Genomic DNA, 21412 nt, shown 5'->3' on the forward strand with positions numbered 1-21412 from the left:
CCCGCCTTGGTGTTTATCCAAGGTCACGAGAGTGAGGGTAAGTGGTCAAGGCCTGGCAGCGCCGAAGTCATCCCGAAAACTGCCCGAAACTCCGGCGGCAGTGCGCGGCGGGCGAAAGCGCCCACACCGCAAACATCTTTTCTATCCGGGCGCCGCGGCGCCCGCCGCGCAGGCTCCACCTTGAGGGCCACCCGCACCACCCCAACCCCGGATGGCCCCGCCAGTCCGGACACCGCCATATGGAGCGCCCTCTTGACCCCGCCGCCCTGCCGCCTCACATGAACGAGAAACGCGGAGACACTCTCATGACCGATCAGGCCACCCTCGACGCCATCGACAAGGCCGTCAAAAGCAACGACGTTGTCCTCTTCATGAAGGGCACGCCGACTTTCCCGCAATGCGGCTTCTCCTCGGTCGTGGTCCAGATTCTGGACTATCTGGGCGTCGAATATGTCTCCACCAACGTGCTGGAAGATCAGGCCGTCCGCGAAGGCATCAAGGCCTACACCAACTGGCCGACCATCCCGCAGCTCTATGTGAAGGGCGAGTTCGTCGGCGGCTGTGACATCATCAAGGAGATGTTCGAAAACGGCGAACTGCGCGACCTGATGGCCGAAAAGGGCATCGAACTGGCCGACTGACCGCAAGTCCTGCTTTGCGCCGGGCCCGTTTCATTATATCGGGGCGCGCATGACGACCACTCTGACTGCCCCTGCTCCCATCCGGCCCGCCAGGACGCCGAAAGTCGGCATCGTTTCGCTTGGCTGCCCGAAGGCGCTGGTCGATTCCGAACGGATCATCACCCGCCTGCGCGCCGAGGGCTACCAGATCGCCCCGGACTATGCGGGCGCAGACCTGGTGCTCGTCAACACCTGCGGCTTCCTCGACTCCGCCCGCGATGAAAGCCTTTCGGCCATCGGCGAAGCCATCGAAGCCAACGGCCGCGTGATCGTCACTGGCTGCCTCGGCGCTGAGCCCGAAGTGATCGAGAAGGCCCACCCCAAGGTGCTCGCCGTCACCGGCCCGCACCAGTATGAAGCGGTGATGGAGGCCGTCCACACTCACCTTACCCCGCCGCACAATCCGCATCTGGATCTCGTGCCCGAAAGCGGCCTGCGCCTCACGCCCCGGCATTACGCCTATCTGAAAATCTCCGAAGGCTGCAATAACCGCTGCAGCTTCTGCATCATCCCGAAACTGCGCGGTGATCTCGTCTCCCGCCCCATTCATCATGTGCTGATGGAAGCGGAAAAGCTGGTGGCCGCCGGCGTGAAGGAACTCCTCGTCATCAGCCAGGACACCTCCGCCTACGGACTGGACATCAAATACAAGCCGGAAACCTGGCGCGGCAGCGAATATCAGACCCGCTTCCTCGATCTCGCCAAGGGCCTCGGCAGCCTCGGCGTCTGGACGCGGATGCACTATGTCTACCCCTACCCCCACGTGGATAACGTCATCCCGCTGATGGCTGAGGGCCTGATCACGCCCTATCTCGACATCCCGTTCCAGCATGCCTCCGCCAACGTCCTCAAAGCGATGAAGCGCCCCGGCAATCAGGACAAAGTGCTCAGCCGCATCCAGAAATGGCGCGGTGAGGTGCCAGACCTTGCGATCCGCTCCACCTTCATTGTCGGCTTCCCCGGTGAGACCGAAGAAGACTTCCAGATCCTGCTGGACTTCATCCGTGAAGCGAAGATCGACCGGGCGGGCTGTTTCAAATACGAAAACGTCGCACATGCCGAAAGCGGCAAGCTGGAAGGCCATATCCCCGAGGACGTGAAGGAAGATCGCTGGCACCGCTTCATGGCCGCCCAGGCGGAAGTCTCCGCCGCCCGCGCCGAAGCGCAGGTCGGCCGCACGCTGGACGTCATCATCGATGGCCCCGGCGAAGAGGCCGGCGAGATGATCGCCCGCACGCAGGCCGACGCCCCGGAAGTTGACGCCGTGGTCTATCTGGAAAACGCCAGCCACCTGAAAGCAGGCGACATCATCCGCGCAGAGATCACCGGCGCCGACGATTACGACCTTTACGGCACCCCTGCCTGAGCGCCAGCCAAAGCCCGCATCCGGGCGCCTGCCTCCTGTGCCTCGGCCACCCGCCGCGCCATCGCGCTATCCATTGTCCCGGCAACCCTGGCCAGGGTCTCGCCGTCAGCCAGTTCCGGGCGCCCGCCCCCGAAAGGCGGCGCGGGCGCATATTCCAGGCCCAGCGTCAGCGCCTTGGCATAGGCCTCGCCCGCAATCTCGGCCATCATGGTGAAGGCAAAGTCGATGCCTGCCGTCACGCCGCCGCCCGTAAACACATTGCCATCGCGCACCACGCGCCCCTCATCCGGGATCGCCCCGAATTCCGGCAACAGGCCCCGCCAGGCCCAGTGGCAGGCCGCGCGCTTGCCCTGCAGCAATCCTGCAGCTCCCAGGATCAGCGAACCGGTGCAGACAGACGTGATATATTTGGCGCCCAGCGCCAGGCGGCGAACTTCGGAGACAAACGCCTCGTCCAGCGCAACCGTCGTGGCAGTCATCCCGCCCGGCACGCAGATCAGGTCGCACTGCTCCACTTCAGATAATTTCCGTGTGCGGCCGATGACAAGCCCGCCCTCCGCCACTATCTCCCCACCCTCACGGCTGGCGATGATCGTCTCTGCCCCCGGTAACCGGCACAGCACCTGATGCGGACCGGTGAAATCAAGGTGAGTAAGGTCAGGGTATATCGCGAAAACGGTTGTGAAGGGTTTCTGGCTCATCGGCGGCCTCCTTGCTGGCAGGACTTTTGTGGCTTAAAGCGAGATTGGCAGAAAGGACAATGTTCCCATGATTTCAGCCAATCCCTCGGCCCGCGCCATTGGCATCCTGATTTTCGACGGGTTTCAGCTGCTGGACGCCGCCGGCCCGATCAGCGTGTTTGAAATGCCCGCGCGCGGCCTGTCGCCAGCGCCCTACGGCCTGACCGTCTATTCTCTGACGGGCGGCCCGGTGCGCGCGTCCTCCGGCGTGCAGATGCATTCGGAAAAACTTCCCGCGGGCCTCACCCTGGATACGCTGATCGTCTCCGGCGGCGAAGGCACGCGCACCGCAATGGCAGACGCCGCCATGTTGAGCGCCATTCGCGATCTCTCAGACCGCACGCGGCGGACCTGCTCGGTCTGCTCCGGCTCCTTCCTGCTCGCCGCCGCCGGCCTGCTGGATGGGCGGCGCGCCACAACCCATTGGCGCCGCTCGGAAAGTTTCCAGCGGCTGTTTCCGGCCATCAAACTCGATGCAGACCGCATCTATGTACGTGATGGAAAATACTGGACATCGGCCGGAATCACGGCAGGCATCGATCTTTCTCTGGCTCTTGTCGCCGATGACCTTGGCGATGACGTCGCGCAGGCCGCTGCGCGGGAACTCGTGGTCCACCATCGCCGCCATGGCGGGCAATCGCAGTTTTCCGTGATGCAGGACCTGAAATTGGCTTCCGGCAGGTTTGACGCCCTGATCGGCTGGATACGGACGAATTTGGCAGAAGACATCAATGTCGAGACCATGGCCGAAAGGGCCGGGATGAGCGCCCGCAACTTCGCGCGCGTCTTCCGCGCCGAAACGGGTACAACGCCGGCAAGGCTGGTGGAGAAGCTGCGCCTGGAAGCAGCCCGCCAATACGTCGAAACAACGGCGCTCTCTATCCAGCAAGTGGCGGAAAAGACCGGATTTTCCGATCCGGAAAGAATGCGCGTGGCCTTCGTTAAGGCCTATGGCCAACCCCCTATGGTCCTGAGACGTCAGCGGCAGGCCTCCTGAAAAATCGGATGCTTATCGAAAAACAACGATTGACATATCGTATTTCGATAATCCATATGGTCTTCAACACGCTTCTAGCCCCAAAGGAGGCCCCCATGCTGAAAACCATGACCGCGACGGCAATGATTGCCCTGCTCGCTTCCCCCCTCGCCTTCGCCGATACCAAGACCGTCAATGTCGGCGCCTTCGACCAGATTGAAGCCAAAGGCGCGATGAACGTCATCTACACCGCCGGCCCCGGCATCTCCGTGGTGATCGAAACGGACGGGAACGACTTCTCCGACGCCCAAGTGTCCGTAGACGGAGATACCCTCGTCATCACGCGCGTCAGCATCGACAAAAAGGGCATCTTCGGTGGTGGCGGCAATGTCCGGGTGTCCGACGGCGGAAAAACCGTGCGCGTGAACGGCAAGAAAGTTCCCTATTACACCGTTCGCGTCACCAGCCCGAACCTGGAAGGCATCAAGGTTGCCCAATCTTCGACCGCCAACGCCAGCGGCATTGATGCCGCCTCATTCGAGGCTCGCACGTCTTCTTCCGGCAACCTCACCCTGTCCGGCCGCGCGGCCAACGCCAAGATCGACGTCTCCTCTTCCGGCGACATTGAAGCGGGCGCATTTGAAGCCGGCACACTGGACGTCAGCGCCTCATCCTCCGGCGACGTGAACGCCCTCGTGACAGGCACGGGCGCGACGAAGGTGTCGGCCTCCTCCTCCGGTGAAATCACTCTCCGCTCGCTTCAGGCGGCGCAGTTCGAAATCAGCGCCTCCAGCGGCGCCGACGTGGAAGCGGCTGGCGCCTGCGCCAGCGTCAGCATCAAGGCCTCGTCCGGCGCGGATGTCGATGCGGCCAAGCTGACATGCGAAACGGCAACCGTTAGCGCGTCGAGCGGCGCGGATGTCGATGCCTTCGCCTCGGTCTCTGCCAGCGCAAACGCCTCGAGCGGCGCAGACATCTCATTCGAAGGCCGCCCCGCCCAGCAGGATGTGAGCAAATCCAGCGGCGGCGACGTGACCTTCAGATAACGGCCACGCCCCACCAGGGCCCGTCAGATATCGTAAGACCCCGGATCATGTCCGGGGTCTTTCCATTTGAGATCCATATCTTCCAGCGCCCCGCGCACCAGACGGGCGATCATCGCATTGCGCCGCGTGCGGCTGTCTGCGGGGATGACATACCAGGGCGCATGCCGCGTTGAGCAGCGGCTGACAGCGGTTTCATACGCGCCCATAAACTGCGGCCAGAGGGAGCGGTCATCCAGATCGCCGGGATTGAACTTTCACAGCTTGTGCGGCTCCATCAGCCGCTCCTTGAGGCGGATGCCCTGCTCCTCATAGCCGATGTTCAGCATGCATTTGACGATGGTGTAACCGTTCTCGGAGAGATGCTTTTCGAACGCATTGATCTGGTCATAGCGCTGCTCGATTGCCTCCGGCGGGGCCAGGGCCCGCACCTTGGCCACCAGCACATCCTCATAGTGGGACCGGTCAAAGATACCGACATGCCCCCGGCGCGGCACGGCATTATGGACGCGCCAGAGATAGTCGCGGGCCAGTTCCTCGCCGCTCGGCGCCTTGAAGGCCTTGACCTCCATGCCCAGCGGCGTGGTGTCAGCGAACACAGATTTGATGGTGCCGGACTTGCCTGCCGTATCCATACCCTGCAGCACCACCAGCAAGGCCCGGCGGCCCTCGGCATAGAGCATGTTCTTCATCTCGTTGATGCAGGCGGCGTCCTTCTTCAGGCTGGTCTCAGCCTCCTCCTTATTGGGAAACAGCTCCCTGTCAGCCGTTGGCCGCTCGTTCAGCGCGAACGGCTTGCCCGGACGCGCGATCAGGGACTTGCGGACAGCGGCAATCGAAGGAATGGCCAAGAGGATCTCCCGGAAAATGAAAAGGCCGCACCAGTCTGGCGCGGCCTTCCCGAAAGTTCAAGAAAAACAGGCGTCTTACGACGAGTAGAACTCGACCACCTGGGCCGGTTCCATTTTCACCGGATACGGCACGTCGGCCAGAGCCGGAATGCGCTTATAGGTGGCGGTCATCGCTTTGGGGTCGACTTCCACATATTCCGGAATGTCACGCTCGGGGCTGCCGAGCGCTTCGAGCACCAGAGCCAGGTTGCGCGACTTCTCGCGGACCTGAACCACATCGCCCGGCTTCAGGCGGGCCGAGCCGATATTGCAGCGGCGGCCGTTCACCATCACGTGGCCGTGGTTGATGAACTGACGTGCTGCGAACACGGTCGGAACGAACTTGGCACGGTAGACAACCGCGTCGAGACGCGATTCCAGCAGGCCAATCAGGTTCTCAGCCGAGTTGCCCTTCATACGGGCAGCTTCGACATAGGTTTTCGCGAACTGCTTCTCGGTGATGTCGCCGTAGTAAGCCTTCAGCTTCTGCTTCGCCATGAGCTGCATACCAAAGTCGGAGACTTTGTTACGGCGGTTCTGGCCGTGTTGGCCCGGCTTGTAGTTGCGCTTGTTGAAGGGAGACTTGGGGCGGCCCCAGATGTTTTCACCGACCCGGCGGTCGATCTTGTATTTCGCACTATGGCGACGAGACATATCAATGTCCTCTCACTCGACGCGGGCCGGTGGGCTAATGCTCAAGTAAAAGAGCCCACGATTACAACGGCGGCACCGCATCACCCCGTCATGAAGCGGCGGGTAAAACACCAATAATCCTCTCGCGTCAAGCGCGGCGGCTGCTAGAGTCCGGCGCAAAACAGGGAGGAATCGATGGCATCAGTTAAAGGTAAGGTAGCGATCGTCACAGGCGCGGCCAGCGGCATTGGCCGTTCCGCAGCGGTAATTCTGGCGCGCGAAGGCGCCGCAGTGATGGCAACTGACCTGGATGGCGCAGGCGCCAAGGCAGTGGCAGACGAGATCAACAAGGCTGGTGGCAAAGCCGCCTCCTGCCAGCAGGACGTGGTGGACGAAGCGGTCTGGGACAGCGTCTTTGCGGACACCAAGAACCTGCTCGGCACGCCGTCGATCCTGGTTAACAATGCCGGCATCGCCATTGGCGGCGCCATAATGACCTATTCCCTGGCCGATTGGCGCAAGCAGATGGCGGTCAATACCGACAGCGTGTTCCTGGGCACGCGCGCTGCCATGCGCACGATGAAGGATGCTGGCGGCTCGATCATCAACATCTCGTCCGTGGCTGGCCTGCGGGGCGCGTCTGGCGCCAGCGCCTATTGCGCGTCCAAGGGCGCTGTACGCCTTTTCACCAAGGCAGCGGCCATGGAATGCGCCCAGCTTGGGCTGAAGATCCGGGTCAATTCGGTCCATCCCGGCATTATCGACACGCCAATCTGGCAGAAATCCCTGACCCGCATGACCGAGACGATGCAGAAGGAACAATCCGCTGCCATCACCGCCGCCTTTGGGGGCAATGGGCTGGACCCGGCCGTCATTGCCGCTGGCAGCACGCCCATGGGACGCCCTGGCACACCGGATGAAGTGGCCGAACTGATCCTGTTCCTGGCGTCTGATGCGTCCAGCTACATCACCGGCCAGGAGCATGTCGTCGATGGGGGCCTGACCGCACGCTAGTAAGGCGTGCCATCCTTGCGGGTGTAACGCGGCGGGGCATCTTCATACCGGCCGGAGTGCAAGTGCATATCGATGTCGGGATAGCTGCACTCGTCACGATTATCGCGGGAGCCGGCGATGAGCAGCTTCGCCGGCTGATCGCCCTCATTGATGAAATGGTGCCCGTCACCAGACCCAGCCGAAAACCCGGCACAGTCACCCGCGCGCATCACTTCCCGTCCGGCATCGGTGATCATCACGACCTCGCCTTCCAGCACCCAGACGAATTCGTCTTCATGGGTGTGCCAGTGGCGCTGGGATGACCAGACACCGGGATCGAGCGTCAGCAGATTCACGCCGAACTGGGTGAGCCCGGCGGCGTTACCCAGCGCCCGCCAGCGGCGCTGCGCGCAGGGCGCTCCATGCGGAGAAGGATACCGCGTCCCCTGGCCCTCGGGTGCATTGGAGATGTCGATCTTCGGCATGACGGGTCTCCTTTTTTCAGACTATTCCGCTGGCGCGCAGCCTGGCGACCTGCTCGGGCGAGAGATCCAGCAGCTCTGTCAGCACCTCCTCTGTATGCTGACCGATGGAGTCAGGCCCCGCCCAGCGGATTTGGCCCGGCGTGGCTGAAAGCTTCGGAAATACATTCTGCTGGCGCATGCCCGGCCAGCGCGGGCTGGGCACTTCGGTGAGGGACTGGCGCGATGCATAGTGGGGATCAGACAGCATGTCCGCGGCACGGTAAACCTTGCCGGCGGGCACGCCATGCTCGATCATGATCTGCTCAATCTCATCAATGGTGCGCGCGGACGCCCAGGCCTGGATCAGATCATCCAGCTGCTTCTGATTCCGGCCGCGGGCAACATGCGTCTTGTAATCGGGATGATCCTTCAGCTCCGGCTGGCCGATGGCGGCGCAGAGGCGGGCAAACACCGTGTCCTGATTGGCAGCCACGATCACCATGCCATCGCTGCCTTCATAGATGTTGGAAGGGGCAATGTTGGGCAGGATCGATCCGGACCGCTCGCGCGTGTATCCCTCGAACTGATATTCGGGAACGAGCGCCTCCATCACCGAGAGCACGGACTCGTAGATGGTCGCGTCGATCATCTGCCCTTCCCCCGTCTTCTCACGGTGATGCAGGGCCGCGAGCGCGCCGAGCGCGGCGTAGAGGCCCGCCAGACTGTCACCCAGCGAGATGCCCGCGCGTGACGGACGCCGGTCTGCCTCGCCCATCACATAGCGCAGCCCGCCCATCGCCTCGCCCACCGAGGCATAACCAGCCCGAGAGGCATAAGGACCGGTCTGCCCATAGCCCGATACCCGGATCATGATGAGGCGCGGATTGATCTTCCGGAGGTCTTCATACCCCAGCCCCCACTTCTCCAGCGTGCCGGGGCGGAAATTCTCAAGCAGAAAGTCTGCCTGCGCCACAAGCTGGCGGACAATGTCCTGGCCTTCCTTCTCGCGCAGGTTTGCCGTGATGCAGCGCTTTCCGCGTGCGACCACCGACCACCAGAGCGGAAAGCCTTCCCGGCCCCAGTCGCGCAGCGGGTCGCCCTGGCCGGGCGGCTCCACCTTGATCACATCGGCGCCCATATCGGCAAAAATCTGCCCACAGAAGGGCCCGGCAATCAGCTGGCCAAGTTCGATGACCCGCAGGTCCGTGAGCGGACCCGTACGGGGCTGCGATGCTACCATGACACGTCTCCCGGATGCGGCCTGTTTCCAATCAGGAAATCAGGCATGCGGCAAGCCGGGGGCAGATTATCAGGTGCCGACCTGCCGGGTAGGCTCGTTCGTGCTGTCATTGGCGTGGGGAAGCCCAAGGCCCTCCCGCTGCCCGCGCGAACCGAACCGGCGGCGTATGGGAAGCGTGGTCACGATGGGAGCAGCTTCCCCTTCGGGAACTTCGCGGCAGAGCACCTTGTTCCTGCCGAGGCGCTTGACCTCGTAGAGGGCGCCATCCGCGCATTCGATGGCGGCATTCAGCGGCGTTTCCGGCGCCATCATGCAAAGCCCGAAGCTCGCAGTAACCGACACTTCCTTGCCGGAAATCTCGATCACCGTCTCTTCGATGCGGCGGCGCAGGCGCTCGCACACCAGCATTGCCTGCTCCCGGCTGACGCTGCTGAGCAAAACAACGAACTCTTCCCCGCCCCAGCGGCCGAGGCGGTCAAAAGGCCCGCGCAGCTCGGAATGAGCGATGGCCGCAATTTCCTTCAGCACCAGGTCGCCCCCGGTATGGCCGTGGAGATCGTTCACTTCCTTGAAATGGTCGAGGTCGATCAGAACAATGGCGGCTCTTTCCTTGGTGCGGCGCATCCGCGAGCGCTCTTCCTCGGCCGAATGCACGAAGAAGCGGCGGTTCAGGAGCCCTGTAAGCGCATCAGTCCACGCCATTTCCTCAAGCCGGCGCTGATAGGCGCGCATATGGAAATCATGCAGCGAGGCAATGATCGCCGTCGGCAGGGCCACACAGCCGGAAACGAACAGGTTCAGACGGATATAGGCCCCGATATCGGCCGGCAGGCCCAGCTTGTAAAAGAGAAGAGAAACGCTGAACGACAGAGACAGAGCCGTTGCCGCCACAAGCACAAAGAAATTCACAGCACTCCAGACGTCATGGCGGGAAAATGTCATGGATACCGGCTCCTGCGGACTTAGCCTTGCAAATCTATCTCAGGAGTTTTGAATTCGCGCTTTCATAGAGCCTTCAGTTGAGCAAAGCTGCGAAATCCAAAATTTACCAATGACATAGCTAAAACGCTCTGCAGCGGAGACTGCAGAGCGATAAAAAAAGGCTGGCAGGGCCAAGCCGCCTATCCCCAGTACGCGCGTCGTCAGAAAAGGTTCATTTCGTCCCTGTTGACGCCGGCATCGGGATTCCCTATCTCCGCCGCATCGTTAGCAGTCGGCTCGGGCGAGTGCTAACGATGCGCGCTTAACGCTGCGCCGGCGGAGACCCCGTCACCTTATTCACCCGAGGAAGCTTTGATCGAAGAGGCACTGCAATGAAACTTCGTCCCCTGCATGACCGCGTTGTCGTGCGCCGCGTGAAAGAAGAAGAAAAAACCAAAGGCGGGATCATTATCCCCGATAACGCCAAGGAAAAGCCGCAGGAAGGCATCGTGGTTGCCGTCGGCAACGGCGCCATCGGCGACGACAATGAGCGCATTCCGCTCGACGTCAAGAAAGGCGACCGCGTCCTGTTCGGCAAATGGTCCGGCACCGAAGTGAAGATCGAAGGTGAAGACCTGCTGATCATGAAAGAAAGCGACATCATGGGCGTTCTGGACAAGTAAGTCCGCCCCAACCTGTCTTTCTGAACCCCAGACATAACACAAGAGGTAACTCACATGGCTGCAAAACACGTTGTTTTCGGCGCCGATGCCCGCGAGAAAATGCTCCGCGGCGTCGACATCCTCGCCAACGCAGTGAAAGTCACGCTCGGCCCGAAAGGCCGTAACGTGGTCATCGAAAAGTCCTTCGGCGCCCCGCGCACCACGAAGGACGGCGTCACCGTGGCGAAAGAAATCGAGCTGGAAGACAAGCTCGAGAACATGGGCGCCCAGATGCTGCGCGAAGTGGCATCGAAAGCCAACGACACCGCAGGTGACGGCACCACGACCGCAACCGTTCTGGCCCAAGCCATCGTCCGCGAAGGCATGAAGCGCGTTGCTGCCGGCATGAACCCGATGGACCTCAAGCGCGGCATCGACAAAGCCGTCGCCGAAGTCATCTCCGACCTTGCTCACCACTCCAAGAAGGTGAAGACGAACGAAGAGATCGCCCAGGTCGGCACCATCTCCGCCAATGGCGAAACCGAAATCGGCGCCATGATCGCTGAAGCCATGGCGAAAGTCGGCAATGAAGGCGTCATCACGGTTGAAGAAGCCAAGGCGCTCGAAACCGAACTCGACGTTGTCGAGGGCATGCAGTTCGACCGCGGCTATATCAGCCCCTACTTCATCACCAACCCGGACAAGATGATCGTTGAACTCGACGACGTCCTGATCCTCCTCCACGAGTCGAAGCTCTCCAGCCTTCAGCCGCTGCTGCCGATCCTTGAATCGGTTGTTCAGTCGCAGAAGCCGCTGCTCATCATCGCGGAAGACGTTGATGGCGAAGCCCTCGCCACCCTCGTGGTCAACAAGCTGCGCGGCGGCCTGAAAATCGCTGCTGTCAAAGCCCCTGGCTTCGGCGACCGCCGCAAGGCCATGCTGCAGGACATCGCTGTCCTCACCGGTGGCCAGGTCATCTCCGAAGACCTCGGCATCAAGCTCGAGAACGTCGGCATGGAAATGCTCGGCAAAGCCAAGCGCGTTTCGATCGACAAGGACAACACCACCATCGTCGACGGCGCCGGCAAGAAGAAAGAAATCGAAGCTCGCGTTTCGCAGATCCGCAAGCAGATCGAAGACACTTCTTCCGACTATGACCGTGAAAAACTGCAAGAGCGTCTGGCGAAACTCGCTGGCGGTGTTGCCGTGATCAAGGTTGGCGGCGCAACTGAAGTGGAAGTGAAAGAGCGTAAGGACCGCGTCGACGACGCCCTGAACGCAACCCGCGCTGCTGTTGAAGAAGGCATCGTTCCTGGCGGCGGCACCGCGCTCCTGCGCGCTTCGCGTCACATCGATGTTGTCGGCGCCAATGAAGACGAGAAGGCCGGTATCGACATCGTCCGCAAGGCCCTGGAAGCTCCGGCTCGCCAGATCGCCGAGAACGCAGGCGTTGAAGGTTCGGTGGTCGTCAACACGATCGTCAACAACAAGTCGCGCTCCTACGGCTTCAACGCCCAGACCGAAGAGTATGGTGACCTCGTCCAGATGGGCGTCATCGACCCGGTGAAGGTTGTCCGCTCGGCTCTGCAGAACGCTGCCTCGGTGGCTGGCCTGCTGATCACGACGGAAGCCGGTATCACCGAAGCTCCGAAGAAAGAGTCTGCTGGTGGCGGCATGCCGGGCGGCATGGGTGGCATGGGCGGTATGGACTTCTAAGTCCTCCCCCTTCGCATCCCAGCGAAGACATCAGACAGCCCTCCGGAGCAATCCGGGGGGCTGTTTACTTTGGGTCATGATTGCGGGCCTGCCGCCGCCTCCTTAGCATCACCAAAAACAATGCTGCGGAGGAAACGGATGGACTGGAATTTCGGTGACATGCTCGATGCCGTGGGTGCGGCGCTCGGGCCGGATGATCTTGCCCTCGCCCATGGCGGGCGCCGCATCTACTGGCCGGACTTTACCGCCCGCACAAACCGTCTGGCCCGCGCCCTGCTCGGCCTCGGCGCTGTGCGCGGCGACAAGGCCGGCTTCTACATGCGCAACCAGCCGGAATACATGGAGGCGATGGCCGCCTGCTTCAAAGCCAGCCTCTCCCCGGTCAACGTCAACTACCGCTATCTGGACGACGAACTCGTCTATATCATCGACAATTCGGACTCGGCCGTGGTGTTCTTCGACGCTGAGTTCCTGGCCGAAGTCGAGCGCGTGCGCGCCCGCCTGCCCCGCGTCATCGCCTGGGTGCAGATCGGCGGCGATACGGTGGCCCCGTTCGCCCACGGATATGAGGCGATGGCCACTGAGGGCGATCCCTCGCCCCTGAAGGGCGAGCGCTCCGGGGACGAGATCTTTCTGCTCTATACCGGCGGCACCACCGGTCTGCCGAAGGGCGTGATGTGGACGCACAACATCTGGCGCGAGGCGAGCATGGAAGGCGTCCGCAAGCTCGGCGGCCCGGTGCCCGAGACCATGGAAGAGCATGTCCAGAATGCTGTTACGGTTGGCCGCTTCTCCAGGCAGGTGCCCGCCTGCCCGCTGATGCATGGCACCGGCTGGTTCACGGCGATGGGCGCCATACTGAATGGCGGCGCCGTGGTGACGCTGTCGGAGAAAACCAAATTCAGCCCGGAAAACCTCTGGGATACGGTCCACGCCAATGGCGTCACCTCCATGGCCATCGTGGGCGACGCCTTCGCCAAGCCGATGCTGCAGACGCTGGAAGAAAATCCCGGCCGCTGGAACCTTTCCAGCGTACTGGCCATCATTTCCTCCGGCGTGATGTGGAGCGCGGAGGTGAAGCACGGCCTGTTGAAACACATGCCGCAAGCGGCGCTGAACGACAGCTTCGGCGCCTCTGAGGCTGTCGGCTTCGGCAGCTCCGTCACCACCGCCGATGGCGGCACACAGACTTCCAGGTTCGAGATCGGGCCGAGCTGCAAGGTCTTCACCGAGGACGACCGCGAAGTGCAGCCCGGCAGCGGCGAGCCCGGCTTCATCGCGCGCGGCGGCGCCGTGCCGCTGGGATACTACAAGGATCCGGAGAAAACGGCCCGCACCTACAAGACCATCAACGGCATGCGCTACGCCATCCCTGGCGACTGGTGCACCGTAGAGGCGGACGGCACGATCACCCTGCTCGGACGGGGCTCCAACTGCATCAATACGGCCGGCGAAAAGGTCTACCCCGAAGAGGTAGAGGAAGCGCTGAAATCCCACGCGGCGGTCACCGACGCGCTGGTCGTTGGCGTCCCGGATGACAAATGGGGACAAGCCGTGACAGCCGTGGTTTCGTTGAACGGCGCTGCCACCGAAGACGAGTTGCGCGCTTTCGTGCAGTCAAGGATCGCCCGCTACAAGGCGCCCAAACGTATTCTGTTCAAGGACAATCTGGGCCGCGCGCCCAATGGCAAGGCAGACTACAAGTCGATCAAGGCGTTTGCGCTGCAGGAATTGGGCATTCCAGGCTGAGGTAGTCTGGCCAAGGCTCAATCGGCCTTGCGGCGCACCGAGCGGAACACTGCGCTGGCGCGTGCGGCAAGGCCGCCGTCTTCCTTCACGATGTTCGCGCTGACATGCACGAAATCCCCGTCCACGGAGGAAACTTCCGGATGGGCTTCGATCCATTCGCCCTCACGGGCAATTTCCATGAATTCCAGCGTCAGCCGGATCGTGACGGACATCTTGCCGGTTGCGCTCCATACGGCCCAGGCCAGCGCGCTGTCGGCAAAGGCTGACATCATCCCGCCATGCAGGAAGCCCATGCCGTTGCAGTGCCGGTCCAGCACCCAGAGACCGGTACGCATATCGCCCGGCGCGGTTGCCCGATAGCTCGGCCCATTATGGATCGTGAACTTCCCGCGCGAGGGCGTCAGCGCGAAGCCATCACGCGGCGGCTGCTCTGCCGGATGGCTATCAGCCACCGGTATTGCCGAAGAGGGGGTGAACGACCGTATCGCCCGGCTCGATGCCAAGCTCCTTGGCCCGCCCGCCGGGGATCTCCAGCACTGCGCGCACCGCCACGCCCGGACCGATGGAACGCAGGGAACCGGGCTGGGCGTTGCGGGCAATCGCAATCACGCGGCCATCTTCCAGAATGAACAGCATATCCAGCGGGATCAGCGTATTCTTCATCCACATACTGGCCTGACGGGTCATGCCGAAGTCAAACAGCATGCCGGCATCGGGGGCGAGTTCCTGACGGAACATCAGGCCCTGCTGGATCTCTTCAGGCGTGACCGCCATCTCCACCGTAAAGGCGTGCGTTTCATCGCCCGACTTGATGCCGAGAGGTGAGGTTTCAAGCTGGGCGAAAGCGGCCTGAACGAACATGGCCGCAGCGAATACGAGGGTGAGGATGAAGCGCATCATGGCGCTGGTTTACCGGGGCCTTCTGCAGGCGGCAAGCGCCTAGCGCGGTTCTACCGGCGCTGTTTCACGAAGGAGACATGCTCGCCCTTCGCGCCAGCCTCGATCACCACCTCGATGCGCGTACCCGGCTCGATCTCTTCATAGCCGGCCTTCCGGAGCGCAACGGCATGAACGAACACATCCGTATCGTCGCCATCCCGCAGCACGAAGCCATAGCCGCGCGCGCGGTTGAACCATTTCAGGGTTACCGTTTCGAAGTCCGGCCGCAGGCCCTTCTCCTGAGCCAGCACAGCGCGGGGGCGTTCCATCTCGATGATATGGACCGTCTGCCAGCCACGCTCCTTGCGGACCGCATCACACACAATCTTGGCGCCTTCATCGGCATAGTTTTCGCCATAATCCCGCAGACAGGAGATGTGCACCATCACATCGCCGGTCATATCGGGATCAGAGCTGGATTCAGCCACGATGAAGCCATAGCCCTTCGCGCTGTCGAACCATTTGATATGGCCGATCACGCGGGCGGCAGGCTCGCCGGCAGTTGCCTCTGATTCGGTCTTGGCTGCAGTCTTAGTCATCAACCCAAATTCCCCAGCAGGGAAACCTAGAGCGAGAGGACGCGCTTGTCACGCGATCTTAACCCGTAAGGCGGGTTGGAAGTCACATGACCGTCCAGAAAGCGAGCAGTAAGGAGAAAGTCTGGTGGCAGTCCCTAGGGGAGTCGAACCCCTCTTTTCAGGTTGAAAACCTGACGTCCTAACCGATAGACGAAGGGACCGCACCGGCTTGAGAACCGGGCATATAGCGGGTGATTTCTTACCCTGCAACCCGTTTCAAACGAAGTTCTGCAGAAGATTCACAGCATTGATGCATCAAGGATTTCGAGTTGCACACGGCGGCGGCCATTCCACTGATCAGATTTGAGGCGGCCTGCGAGGCCAAGACGCTGCCCTGTGCGCAGCAGGTCCCCTATCGGCTCGTCGGCAATGCGCCAGGCAATGCACTCGATCCGGCCGGTATTGTTCTCCGCCGTAAAGCGCAGATGATTGGCGCCGATCCGGCGCACACCCGTTGGCATCACATCTGTCATGGCAAACACGGGCTCCGGCGCGCCAGTGCCGAAGGGCCCGAGCGCCGCTACCTGATCATAAAGCGCCGTTGTAGCGCTGCCGGGGGAAAGAATGGCATCGATGTGCAGGTCCAGCGCAGCGTCCCGCTCCGCCTTGAACTCCGCCATATGGGCGACCATCCAGTCGTCGAAGGCGGGGATCTGGTGCGGCTCAAGACTGAGGCCGCCGGCCATCGCGTGACCGCCGCCGGACAGGATCACGCCCTCCCGCGCCGCCGCTGAGATCGCGTCGCCAAGGTTCACGCCGGTCACCGACCGGCCAGACCCTTTCGCCACCGGCCCAAGCCCCTCGCCCCAGCCGATAATGATGGTGGGCAGGTGGAACCTGTCCTTCAGCCGGCCCGCCACGATGCCGATGACGCCGGGGTGCCACCCTTCGCCTGCCGCAATGATGATGCCGCGATCGGGATTGGCCGCCAGCGCGCGTTCGGCCTGCGCAGTGGCCTCTTCCTGTATTGCCGCCTCCACAGCGCGCCGCTCATCGTTCAAGGCATGCAGCCGCTCTGCCAGCGCGATGGCCTCCGCGCGATCATCCGTGGCGAGCAGCTTGGCTGCCAGCCAGGGATCTCCCACACGCCCGCCCGCATTGAGGCGCGGCCCCAGCAGGAAGGTCGCATGATAGACGCTCTCGATCTGGCCAATCCCGCTGACATCGGCGAGCGCCCGCAGGCCGATATTCTCGCCGCGCGCCATGATGCTGAGCCCCTGACGCACAAAGGCGCGGTTCACACCGGTCAGCGGAGACATGTCGCAAAGTGTGCCCAGGGCGCAGAGGTCGAGATAATGCAGAATATCAGGTAGTCCGCCCTTCGGGGCGAGATTGCGCTGGCGCGCCAGCCGGTTCATCGCCGCGGCAAAGACGAACACCACGCCTGCGGCCGCCAGATGCCCATTGCCTGAAGGGCAATCGGGCCGGTTCGGGTTTACCAGGGCCGCCGCCTCCGGCACATGGCCCGACATAAGGTGATGGTCAATCACCACGACCGGCAGGTCAATCGCGCGGGCCTCGTCCAGCGCACGCACCGCCGCCGCGCCGCAATCGACCGTGATTACAAGGTCATAACCCTGCGCCTTGAGGAAACGGAATGCTTCCGGCGAGGGGCCATAGCCCTCTTCCAAACGGTCGGGCACGTAGAGGCCGAGTTCCCTGCCCCAGGCGCGGAAATATTTCGCCAGGATGGCCGAAGACGTGCCGCCATCCACATCATAATCGGCAAACACGCAGACACGCTTTCCTTCCAGGATGGCATCCAGAATGAGGCCCGCCGCCTTGTCCATATCAGCAAAGCTGCTGGGGTCCGGGAACAGCTCCCGCAGGGTCGGCGCCAGATAGCTTTGCGCGCTTTCCGGCGTCACGCCGCGCCCGGCCAGCAGGCGGGCAACCAGATCAGACCCCGCCGCCACCGGCATCAGCCGCCGCACCAGCGCCTCGTCCACTTCAGCCAGCCGCCAGCGGCGCCCGCCGGCGGAGCGTTCCACGCCCAGAAACGGCGATCCGTGGACTATGGCGGGTTGGGACATGGGGCAGCCTTCGGAAGAATCAGCGCCCAGAGTAAACCAACCCGGCCCTAGGGTGAAATCCATCGCTGCACAGGGCTGGCGAAACCCGGCCAACCGGCCTAGACGGCACGTCAGAGCACTACCCCGAAATACCATGAACGAGAGCGCACCATGATCCCCCGTTATACCCGCCCGGAAATGGCCGCCATCTGGACGCCCGAATCCCGCTTCCAGATCTGGCTCGATATCGAAACGCTGGCCGCCGAAGCCATGGAAGAGATGGGCCAGATCCCGAAGGGCACGACCGCCGCTGTCCGCGCCCGCGCCAAGTTCGAGCCCGAGCGCATCGACGAGATCGAGCGTGAGGTGAAGCATGACGTGATCGCCTTCCTCACCAACGTTGCCGAACATGTCGGCGATGAGGCGCGCTTCCTTCACATGGGCATGACTTCGTCTGACGTGCTCGACACCTGCCTCAACGTTCAGCTTGTGCGCGCCGCAGACCTGCTGCTGACCGGCATCGACAGAGTGCTGGCCGCCCTCGAAAAGCGTGCCCGCGAGCACAAGTTTACCCCCACCATCGGCCGCAGCCATGGCATCCATGCCGAGCCGACCACCTTCGGCATCAAGCTCGCCACCTTCCATGCCGAGTTCCAGCGGGCGCGCCAGCGCCTGGTGATCGCGAAGGAAGAAGTGGCCACCTGCGCCATCTCCGGCGCCGTCGGCACCTTTGCGAATATCGACCCGAAGGTTGAGGAGCATGTCGCGGCAAAGCTCGGCCTTACGATTGAGCCAGTCTCCACACAGGTGATCCCGCGCGACCGCCATGCGATGTATTTCGCGGTGCTGGGTGTCATCGCCTCGTCAGTCGAGCGGCTTGCCACCGAAGTGCGCCACCTGCAGCGCACCGAAGTGCTGGAAGCGGAAGAATATTTCTCCGCCGGCCAGAAGGGCTCCTCCGCCATGCCGCACAAGCGCAATCCGGTGCTGACGGAAAACCTCACCGGCCTTGCCCGGCTCGTGCGGTCGGCAGTCACCCCGGCGCTCGAAAACGTCGCCCTGTGGCATGAGCGGGACATCTCCCACTCCTCCGTCGAGCGCGGTATCGGCCCGGACGCGACGATCCACCTCGACTTTGCGCTCCACCGCCTTGCCGGCGTGGTGGAAAACCTGGTCGTTTATCCGGAAAACATGCTGGCTACGATCAATTCGATGGGCGGCCTGCACAACTCCCAGCGCATCCTGCTGGCGCTCGTGGAAAAAGGCGTCAGCCGCGAGGACGCCTACCGTCTCGTGCAGCGCAACGCCATGCGCACCTGGAAGAAGGAAGGCCCGCTCAACGAGCTGCTGAAAGGCGATGGGGATGTTACGGCCCGCCTCTCGGCCGCCGAAATCGATGCCCTGTTCGACCTTGAATACCATTTCAAGCATATCGACACGATTTTCGCTCGCGTTTTCGGCAAAGCCTGATGCAGGCACAACAGATCGGCTCAAATCAGGGCGGGCCTCCGGGCCTGCCCTTTTCTTTGCAGGTTCTGCGGTTGACCCACAGCGCTGGCGGGTGAACATCCCACAATCCTTGGACTCACATTTGCGGGGCTTGATCGCATGAAGAAACTACTCCTGAGCGTGGCGCTGGGCGCCCTTCTGACGGCCTGCGCACCTGACGCGCCGCAAACGGAGGGCACCACGCCTGCAAAGGCGGCTGAAGCACCCGCGCGCTCGGCAAGCGACGAGATCCATTTCCGCGCGCTGGTGCTTGATACCCACCTCGACACCCCGGCCTATTTCCACACCCCCGATTACACCTTCTCCAAACGCGGCGATTTCGATGTGGATGGCACGCATGTCGATCTGCCGCGGATGAACGAAGGGGGCCTGGATGGCGGTTTCTGGGTCATCTTCACGCCGCAGGGCCCGCTGGACGACGCCTCCTATCTGGCCGCGCGCAACATGGCCATTCTGCGCCAGATGTCGATCCGCGAACTCGCGGCGAAATACCATGAGGATGTTGAACTTGCCTTCTCCACTGCCGATGCGGAACGGATTGCTGCTGCTGGCAAGAAAATCGTCTTCCAGAGCATGGAAAACGCTTATCCGCTGGGCACGGACATTTCGATGCTCGACACCTTCTACATCGGCGGTCTGCGCATGATCGCCCCCGCCCACTTCCGCAACAGTCAGTTTGCCGACAGCGCCACCGATGTCAGCCCCGCCTATGGCGGCCTGAGCCCGCTTGGCGAAGCGCTGGTGCGGCGCGCCAACGAGCTGGGCCTGATCCTGGATGGCTCCCACGCTTCGGACGACACCATACTCGACATGCTCACCCTATCGACCACGCCGATCATCCTGTCCCACTCCGGCCCCAAGGCCGTCTATGATCACCCGCGCAACGTGCCGGACGACCTGCTGATCGCCATCGCCGAAGATGGTGGGGTCATCCAGATCAACGCCTACGGCTCCTATCTCGAAGCCCTGCCCGCAAGTCCCGAACGCCTCGCCGCGCTCGCAGAGCTTGAAGCGCAATATGGCCGTGACACCTCCACGATGGATGACGCGACCCGCGATGCCTACCGGGCCGCCTTCCAGGAGTTGAACAAGGCCTTTCCGCCGCCGCGCTCCACCTTCGAGAAGTTCATGGAACACCTGCTCTACACACTGGAACTGGTTGGCCCCGATCATGTCGGCGTGGGCGCTGACTGGGATGGCGGCGGCGGTGTCGATGGCATGAAGGATATCGTGGACCTGCCGAAGGTGACGGCGCGCCTCGTCGAGGCTGGCTATTCCGAGGAAGACATTGTGAAAATCTGGGGCGGAAACGTTCTGCGCCTGATGTCGGAAGTGGAAGCAGCCCGCACCTCTGACCTGGCATCGCCGCAAGTCCTGAACTGAACGCGAGGGAAGATACCCTCACCTCGCGGCAGGCAGCGGGTTTCTCTGTTGATGATGCCGGTGGCGTGAAACAAGCTCGCCCCCAACATCAGAAACTGGAGGAAAACCGATGGCGCGCAACCTGTTCGACCTGACCGGCAAAGTGGCACTCGTGACCGGCGGCAGCCGCGGCCTTGGCTATCAGATGGTCAAGGCCTTCGCTGAGAATGGCGCCGATGTGATCATCGCCAGCCGCAAGCTGGATGCTTGCGAAGCTGCCGCCGAGGAAGTGCGCAAGATGGGCCGCAAGGCGTTTGCCTTTGCCGCGCATTGTGGGCGGTGGGACGATATCGATGCCCTGATCGAAGCATCCTATGCCCATTTCGGGCGCGTTGACGTGCTTGTGAACAATGCCGGCTCCGGCCCCCGCATGGCCAGCCATGAAGTGACGGAAAACCTGTTCGATTCCGTGCTGAATCTGAACTTCAAGGGCCCTTTCCGCCTGGCCAGCCAGGTGGCCAGGCGCATGGCCGATGGCGAGGGGGGCTCGATCATCAACATCTCGTCTTCGGGCAGCCTCGTACCCCTGCCGCATGTGGTGCCGTATGGGTCTGCCAAGGCGGCCATCAATGCGATGAGCCTGTCGCTGGCGCATGAATATGCCCCGAAAGTGCGGGTCAACACGATCTGCCCCGGCCCCTTCCTCACCGATATTGCCAAGGCCTGGCCGGAGGAAATGCGCCAGTCTGCGGACAATGCCCTGGGCCGCCCCGGCTACCCCGAGGAGATCGTGACGGCGGCGCTCTACCTCGCCAGCCCGGCGTCCAGCTTCACCACCGGATCGTTGCTGCGCGTGGATGGCAGCGCGGCCTGAACCTGGCCGCGCAACAGCGCCAAAAGTCTTCAAAGGCCCGTCCCTGGCGGGCCTTTTCCTGTCAT

Annotated in this window: 20 protein-coding genes, 1 tRNA gene and 1 pseudogene; 11 read left to right on the plus strand and 11 right to left on the minus strand. The window is 62.5% G+C overall.

The window, feature by feature from the left end:
* Positions 1 to 305: 305 nt before the first annotated feature.
* Entirely contained in the window at positions 306 to 641 is a 336-nt protein-coding gene (gene grxD / locus ACQKI2_RS16120) for a Grx4 family monothiol glutaredoxin (RefSeq protein WP_427380649.1), read from the plus strand.
* 49 nt (positions 642 to 690) lie between these two features.
* A complete protein-coding gene (gene rimO / locus ACQKI2_RS16125) occupies positions 691 to 2046 on the plus strand; it encodes a 30S ribosomal protein S12 methylthiotransferase RimO (RefSeq protein WP_427380650.1) in 1356 nt (451 codons plus the stop codon).
* Here rimO and ACQKI2_RS16130 read toward each other — a convergent pair.
* Positions 2028 to 2747 (minus strand): DJ-1/PfpI family protein, encoded by a 720-nt coding sequence (locus ACQKI2_RS16130; protein ID WP_427380651.1) that lies wholly within the window; start codon positions 2745 to 2747, stop codon positions 2028 to 2030. The two genes, rimO and ACQKI2_RS16130, sit on opposite strands and share 19 nt — an antisense overlap.
* Positions 2748 to 2814: 67 nt before the next feature.
* Here ACQKI2_RS16130 and ACQKI2_RS16135 point away from each other — a divergent pair, with 67 nt between their 5' ends.
* A complete protein-coding gene (locus ACQKI2_RS16135; protein WP_427380652.1) occupies positions 2815 to 3783 on the plus strand; it encodes a GlxA family transcriptional regulator in 969 nt (322 codons plus the stop codon).
* Between the two features lie 95 nt (positions 3784 to 3878).
* Positions 3879 to 4808, plus strand: coding sequence for a GIN domain-containing protein (locus ACQKI2_RS16140; protein WP_427380653.1), 930 nt, complete (start codon positions 3879 to 3881; stop codon positions 4806 to 4808).
* Between the two features lie 23 nt (positions 4809 to 4831).
* Here the strand turns inward: ACQKI2_RS16140 and ACQKI2_RS16145 are convergent.
* Together ACQKI2_RS16145 and rpsD are read right to left on the minus strand one after the other, a co-directional pair.
* Positions 4832 to 5656, minus strand: a pseudogene (locus tag ACQKI2_RS16145) (polyphosphate kinase 2 family protein).
* 75 nt (positions 5657 to 5731) lie between these two features.
* Positions 5732 to 6349 (minus strand): 30S ribosomal protein S4, encoded by a 618-nt coding sequence (gene rpsD / locus ACQKI2_RS16150; protein WP_427380654.1) that lies wholly within the window; start codon positions 6347 to 6349, stop codon positions 5732 to 5734.
* 174 nt (positions 6350 to 6523) lie between these two features.
* Between rpsD and ACQKI2_RS16155 the strand changes: the two genes are divergently transcribed.
* Positions 6524 to 7342: an SDR family NAD(P)-dependent oxidoreductase gene (locus tag ACQKI2_RS16155; RefSeq protein WP_427380655.1), complete on the plus strand. Its 819-nt coding sequence runs from the start codon at positions 6524 to 6526 to the stop codon at positions 7340 to 7342.
* Here ACQKI2_RS16155 and ACQKI2_RS16160 read toward each other — a convergent pair.
* The 3 genes from ACQKI2_RS16160 to ACQKI2_RS16170 all read right to left on the minus strand — a co-directional run bounded on the left by ACQKI2_RS16160 (position 7339) and on the right by ACQKI2_RS16170 (position 9967).
* The gene (locus ACQKI2_RS16160) at positions 7339 to 7806 is read right to left on the minus strand and encodes a cupin domain-containing protein (protein WP_427380656.1); all 468 of its coding nucleotides are present in this window, start codon (positions 7804 to 7806) and stop codon (positions 7339 to 7341) included. The genes ACQKI2_RS16155 and ACQKI2_RS16160 overlap by 4 nt on opposite strands.
* 16 nt (positions 7807 to 7822) lie before the next feature.
* On the minus strand, positions 7823 to 9025 hold the full coding sequence (locus tag ACQKI2_RS16165; RefSeq protein WP_427380657.1) for a CaiB/BaiF CoA transferase family protein: 1203 nt from the start codon (positions 9023 to 9025) through the stop codon (positions 7823 to 7825).
* A 69-nt stretch (positions 9026 to 9094) separates the two neighbouring features.
* On the minus strand, positions 9095 to 9967 hold the full coding sequence (locus ACQKI2_RS16170) for a GGDEF domain-containing protein (RefSeq protein WP_427380658.1): 873 nt from the start codon (positions 9965 to 9967) through the stop codon (positions 9095 to 9097).
* A gap of 371 nt (positions 9968 to 10338) precedes the next feature.
* Here ACQKI2_RS16170 and groES point away from each other — a divergent pair, with 371 nt between their 5' ends.
* The 3 genes from groES to ACQKI2_RS16185 all read left to right on the plus strand — a co-directional run bounded on the left by groES (position 10339) and on the right by ACQKI2_RS16185 (position 14073).
* On the plus strand, positions 10339 to 10629 hold the full coding sequence (groES, locus tag ACQKI2_RS16175) for a co-chaperone GroES (RefSeq protein ID WP_427380659.1): 291 nt from the start codon (positions 10339 to 10341) through the stop codon (positions 10627 to 10629).
* Between the two features lie 54 nt (positions 10630 to 10683).
* Positions 10684 to 12324: a chaperonin GroEL gene (gene groL / locus ACQKI2_RS16180; RefSeq protein WP_427380660.1), complete on the plus strand. Its 1641-nt coding sequence runs from the start codon at positions 10684 to 10686 to the stop codon at positions 12322 to 12324.
* 138 nt (positions 12325 to 12462) lie between these two features.
* Positions 12463 to 14073, plus strand: a complete 1611-nt coding sequence (locus ACQKI2_RS16185) for an acyl-CoA synthetase (protein ID WP_427380661.1) — start codon at positions 12463 to 12465, stop codon at positions 14071 to 14073.
* A gap of 17 nt (positions 14074 to 14090) precedes the next feature.
* On the opposite strand, the gene ACQKI2_RS16190 is transcribed toward ACQKI2_RS16185, so the two are convergent.
* From ACQKI2_RS16190 to recJ, 5 genes are all read right to left on the minus strand, one after another.
* The gene (locus tag ACQKI2_RS16190) at positions 14091 to 14525 is read right to left on the minus strand and encodes a PaaI family thioesterase (protein ID WP_427380662.1); all 435 of its coding nucleotides are present in this window, start codon (positions 14523 to 14525) and stop codon (positions 14091 to 14093) included.
* Positions 14518 to 14973, minus strand: coding sequence for a DUF192 domain-containing protein (locus ACQKI2_RS16195; RefSeq protein ID WP_427380663.1), 456 nt, complete (start codon positions 14971 to 14973; stop codon positions 14518 to 14520). Before ACQKI2_RS16195 ends, ACQKI2_RS16190 begins: the two co-directional genes overlap by 8 nt.
* 50 nt (positions 14974 to 15023) lie before the next feature.
* A complete protein-coding gene (locus ACQKI2_RS16200; protein WP_427380664.1) occupies positions 15024 to 15551 on the minus strand; it encodes a cold-shock protein in 528 nt (175 codons plus the stop codon).
* 125 nt (positions 15552 to 15676) lie between these two features.
* Positions 15677 to 15751, minus strand: a tRNA-Glu gene (locus ACQKI2_RS16205).
* Between the two features lie 78 nt (positions 15752 to 15829).
* Positions 15830 to 17623: a single-stranded-DNA-specific exonuclease RecJ gene (gene recJ / locus ACQKI2_RS16210; RefSeq protein ID WP_427380665.1), complete on the minus strand. Its 1794-nt coding sequence runs from the start codon at positions 17621 to 17623 to the stop codon at positions 15830 to 15832.
* Positions 17624 to 17773: 150 nt separating this feature from the next.
* On the opposite strand from recJ, the gene purB reads away from it, so the two are divergent.
* From purB to ACQKI2_RS16225, 3 genes are all read left to right on the plus strand, one after another.
* Positions 17774 to 19072, plus strand: coding sequence for an adenylosuccinate lyase (gene purB / locus ACQKI2_RS16215; protein WP_427380666.1), 1299 nt, complete (start codon positions 17774 to 17776; stop codon positions 19070 to 19072).
* Between the two features lie 138 nt (positions 19073 to 19210).
* Complete coding sequence (locus ACQKI2_RS16220) at positions 19211 to 20494, plus strand: dipeptidase (protein WP_427380667.1); 1284 nt, start codon at positions 19211 to 19213, stop codon at positions 20492 to 20494.
* A 109-nt stretch (positions 20495 to 20603) separates the two neighbouring features.
* Positions 20604 to 21347 carry an SDR family NAD(P)-dependent oxidoreductase gene (locus ACQKI2_RS16225; RefSeq protein ID WP_427380668.1) on the plus strand — a complete coding sequence of 248 codons (744 nt, stop codon included), beginning with the start codon at positions 20604 to 20606 and terminating at the stop codon, positions 21345 to 21347.
* The last annotated feature ends 65 nt before the right edge of the window (positions 21348 to 21412 follow it).

Origin of the sequence: Hyphomonas sp. NPDC076881 (assembly GCF_050269995.1) — a bacterium.
GTDB lineage: Bacteria > Pseudomonadota > Alphaproteobacteria > Caulobacterales > Hyphomonadaceae > Hyphomonas.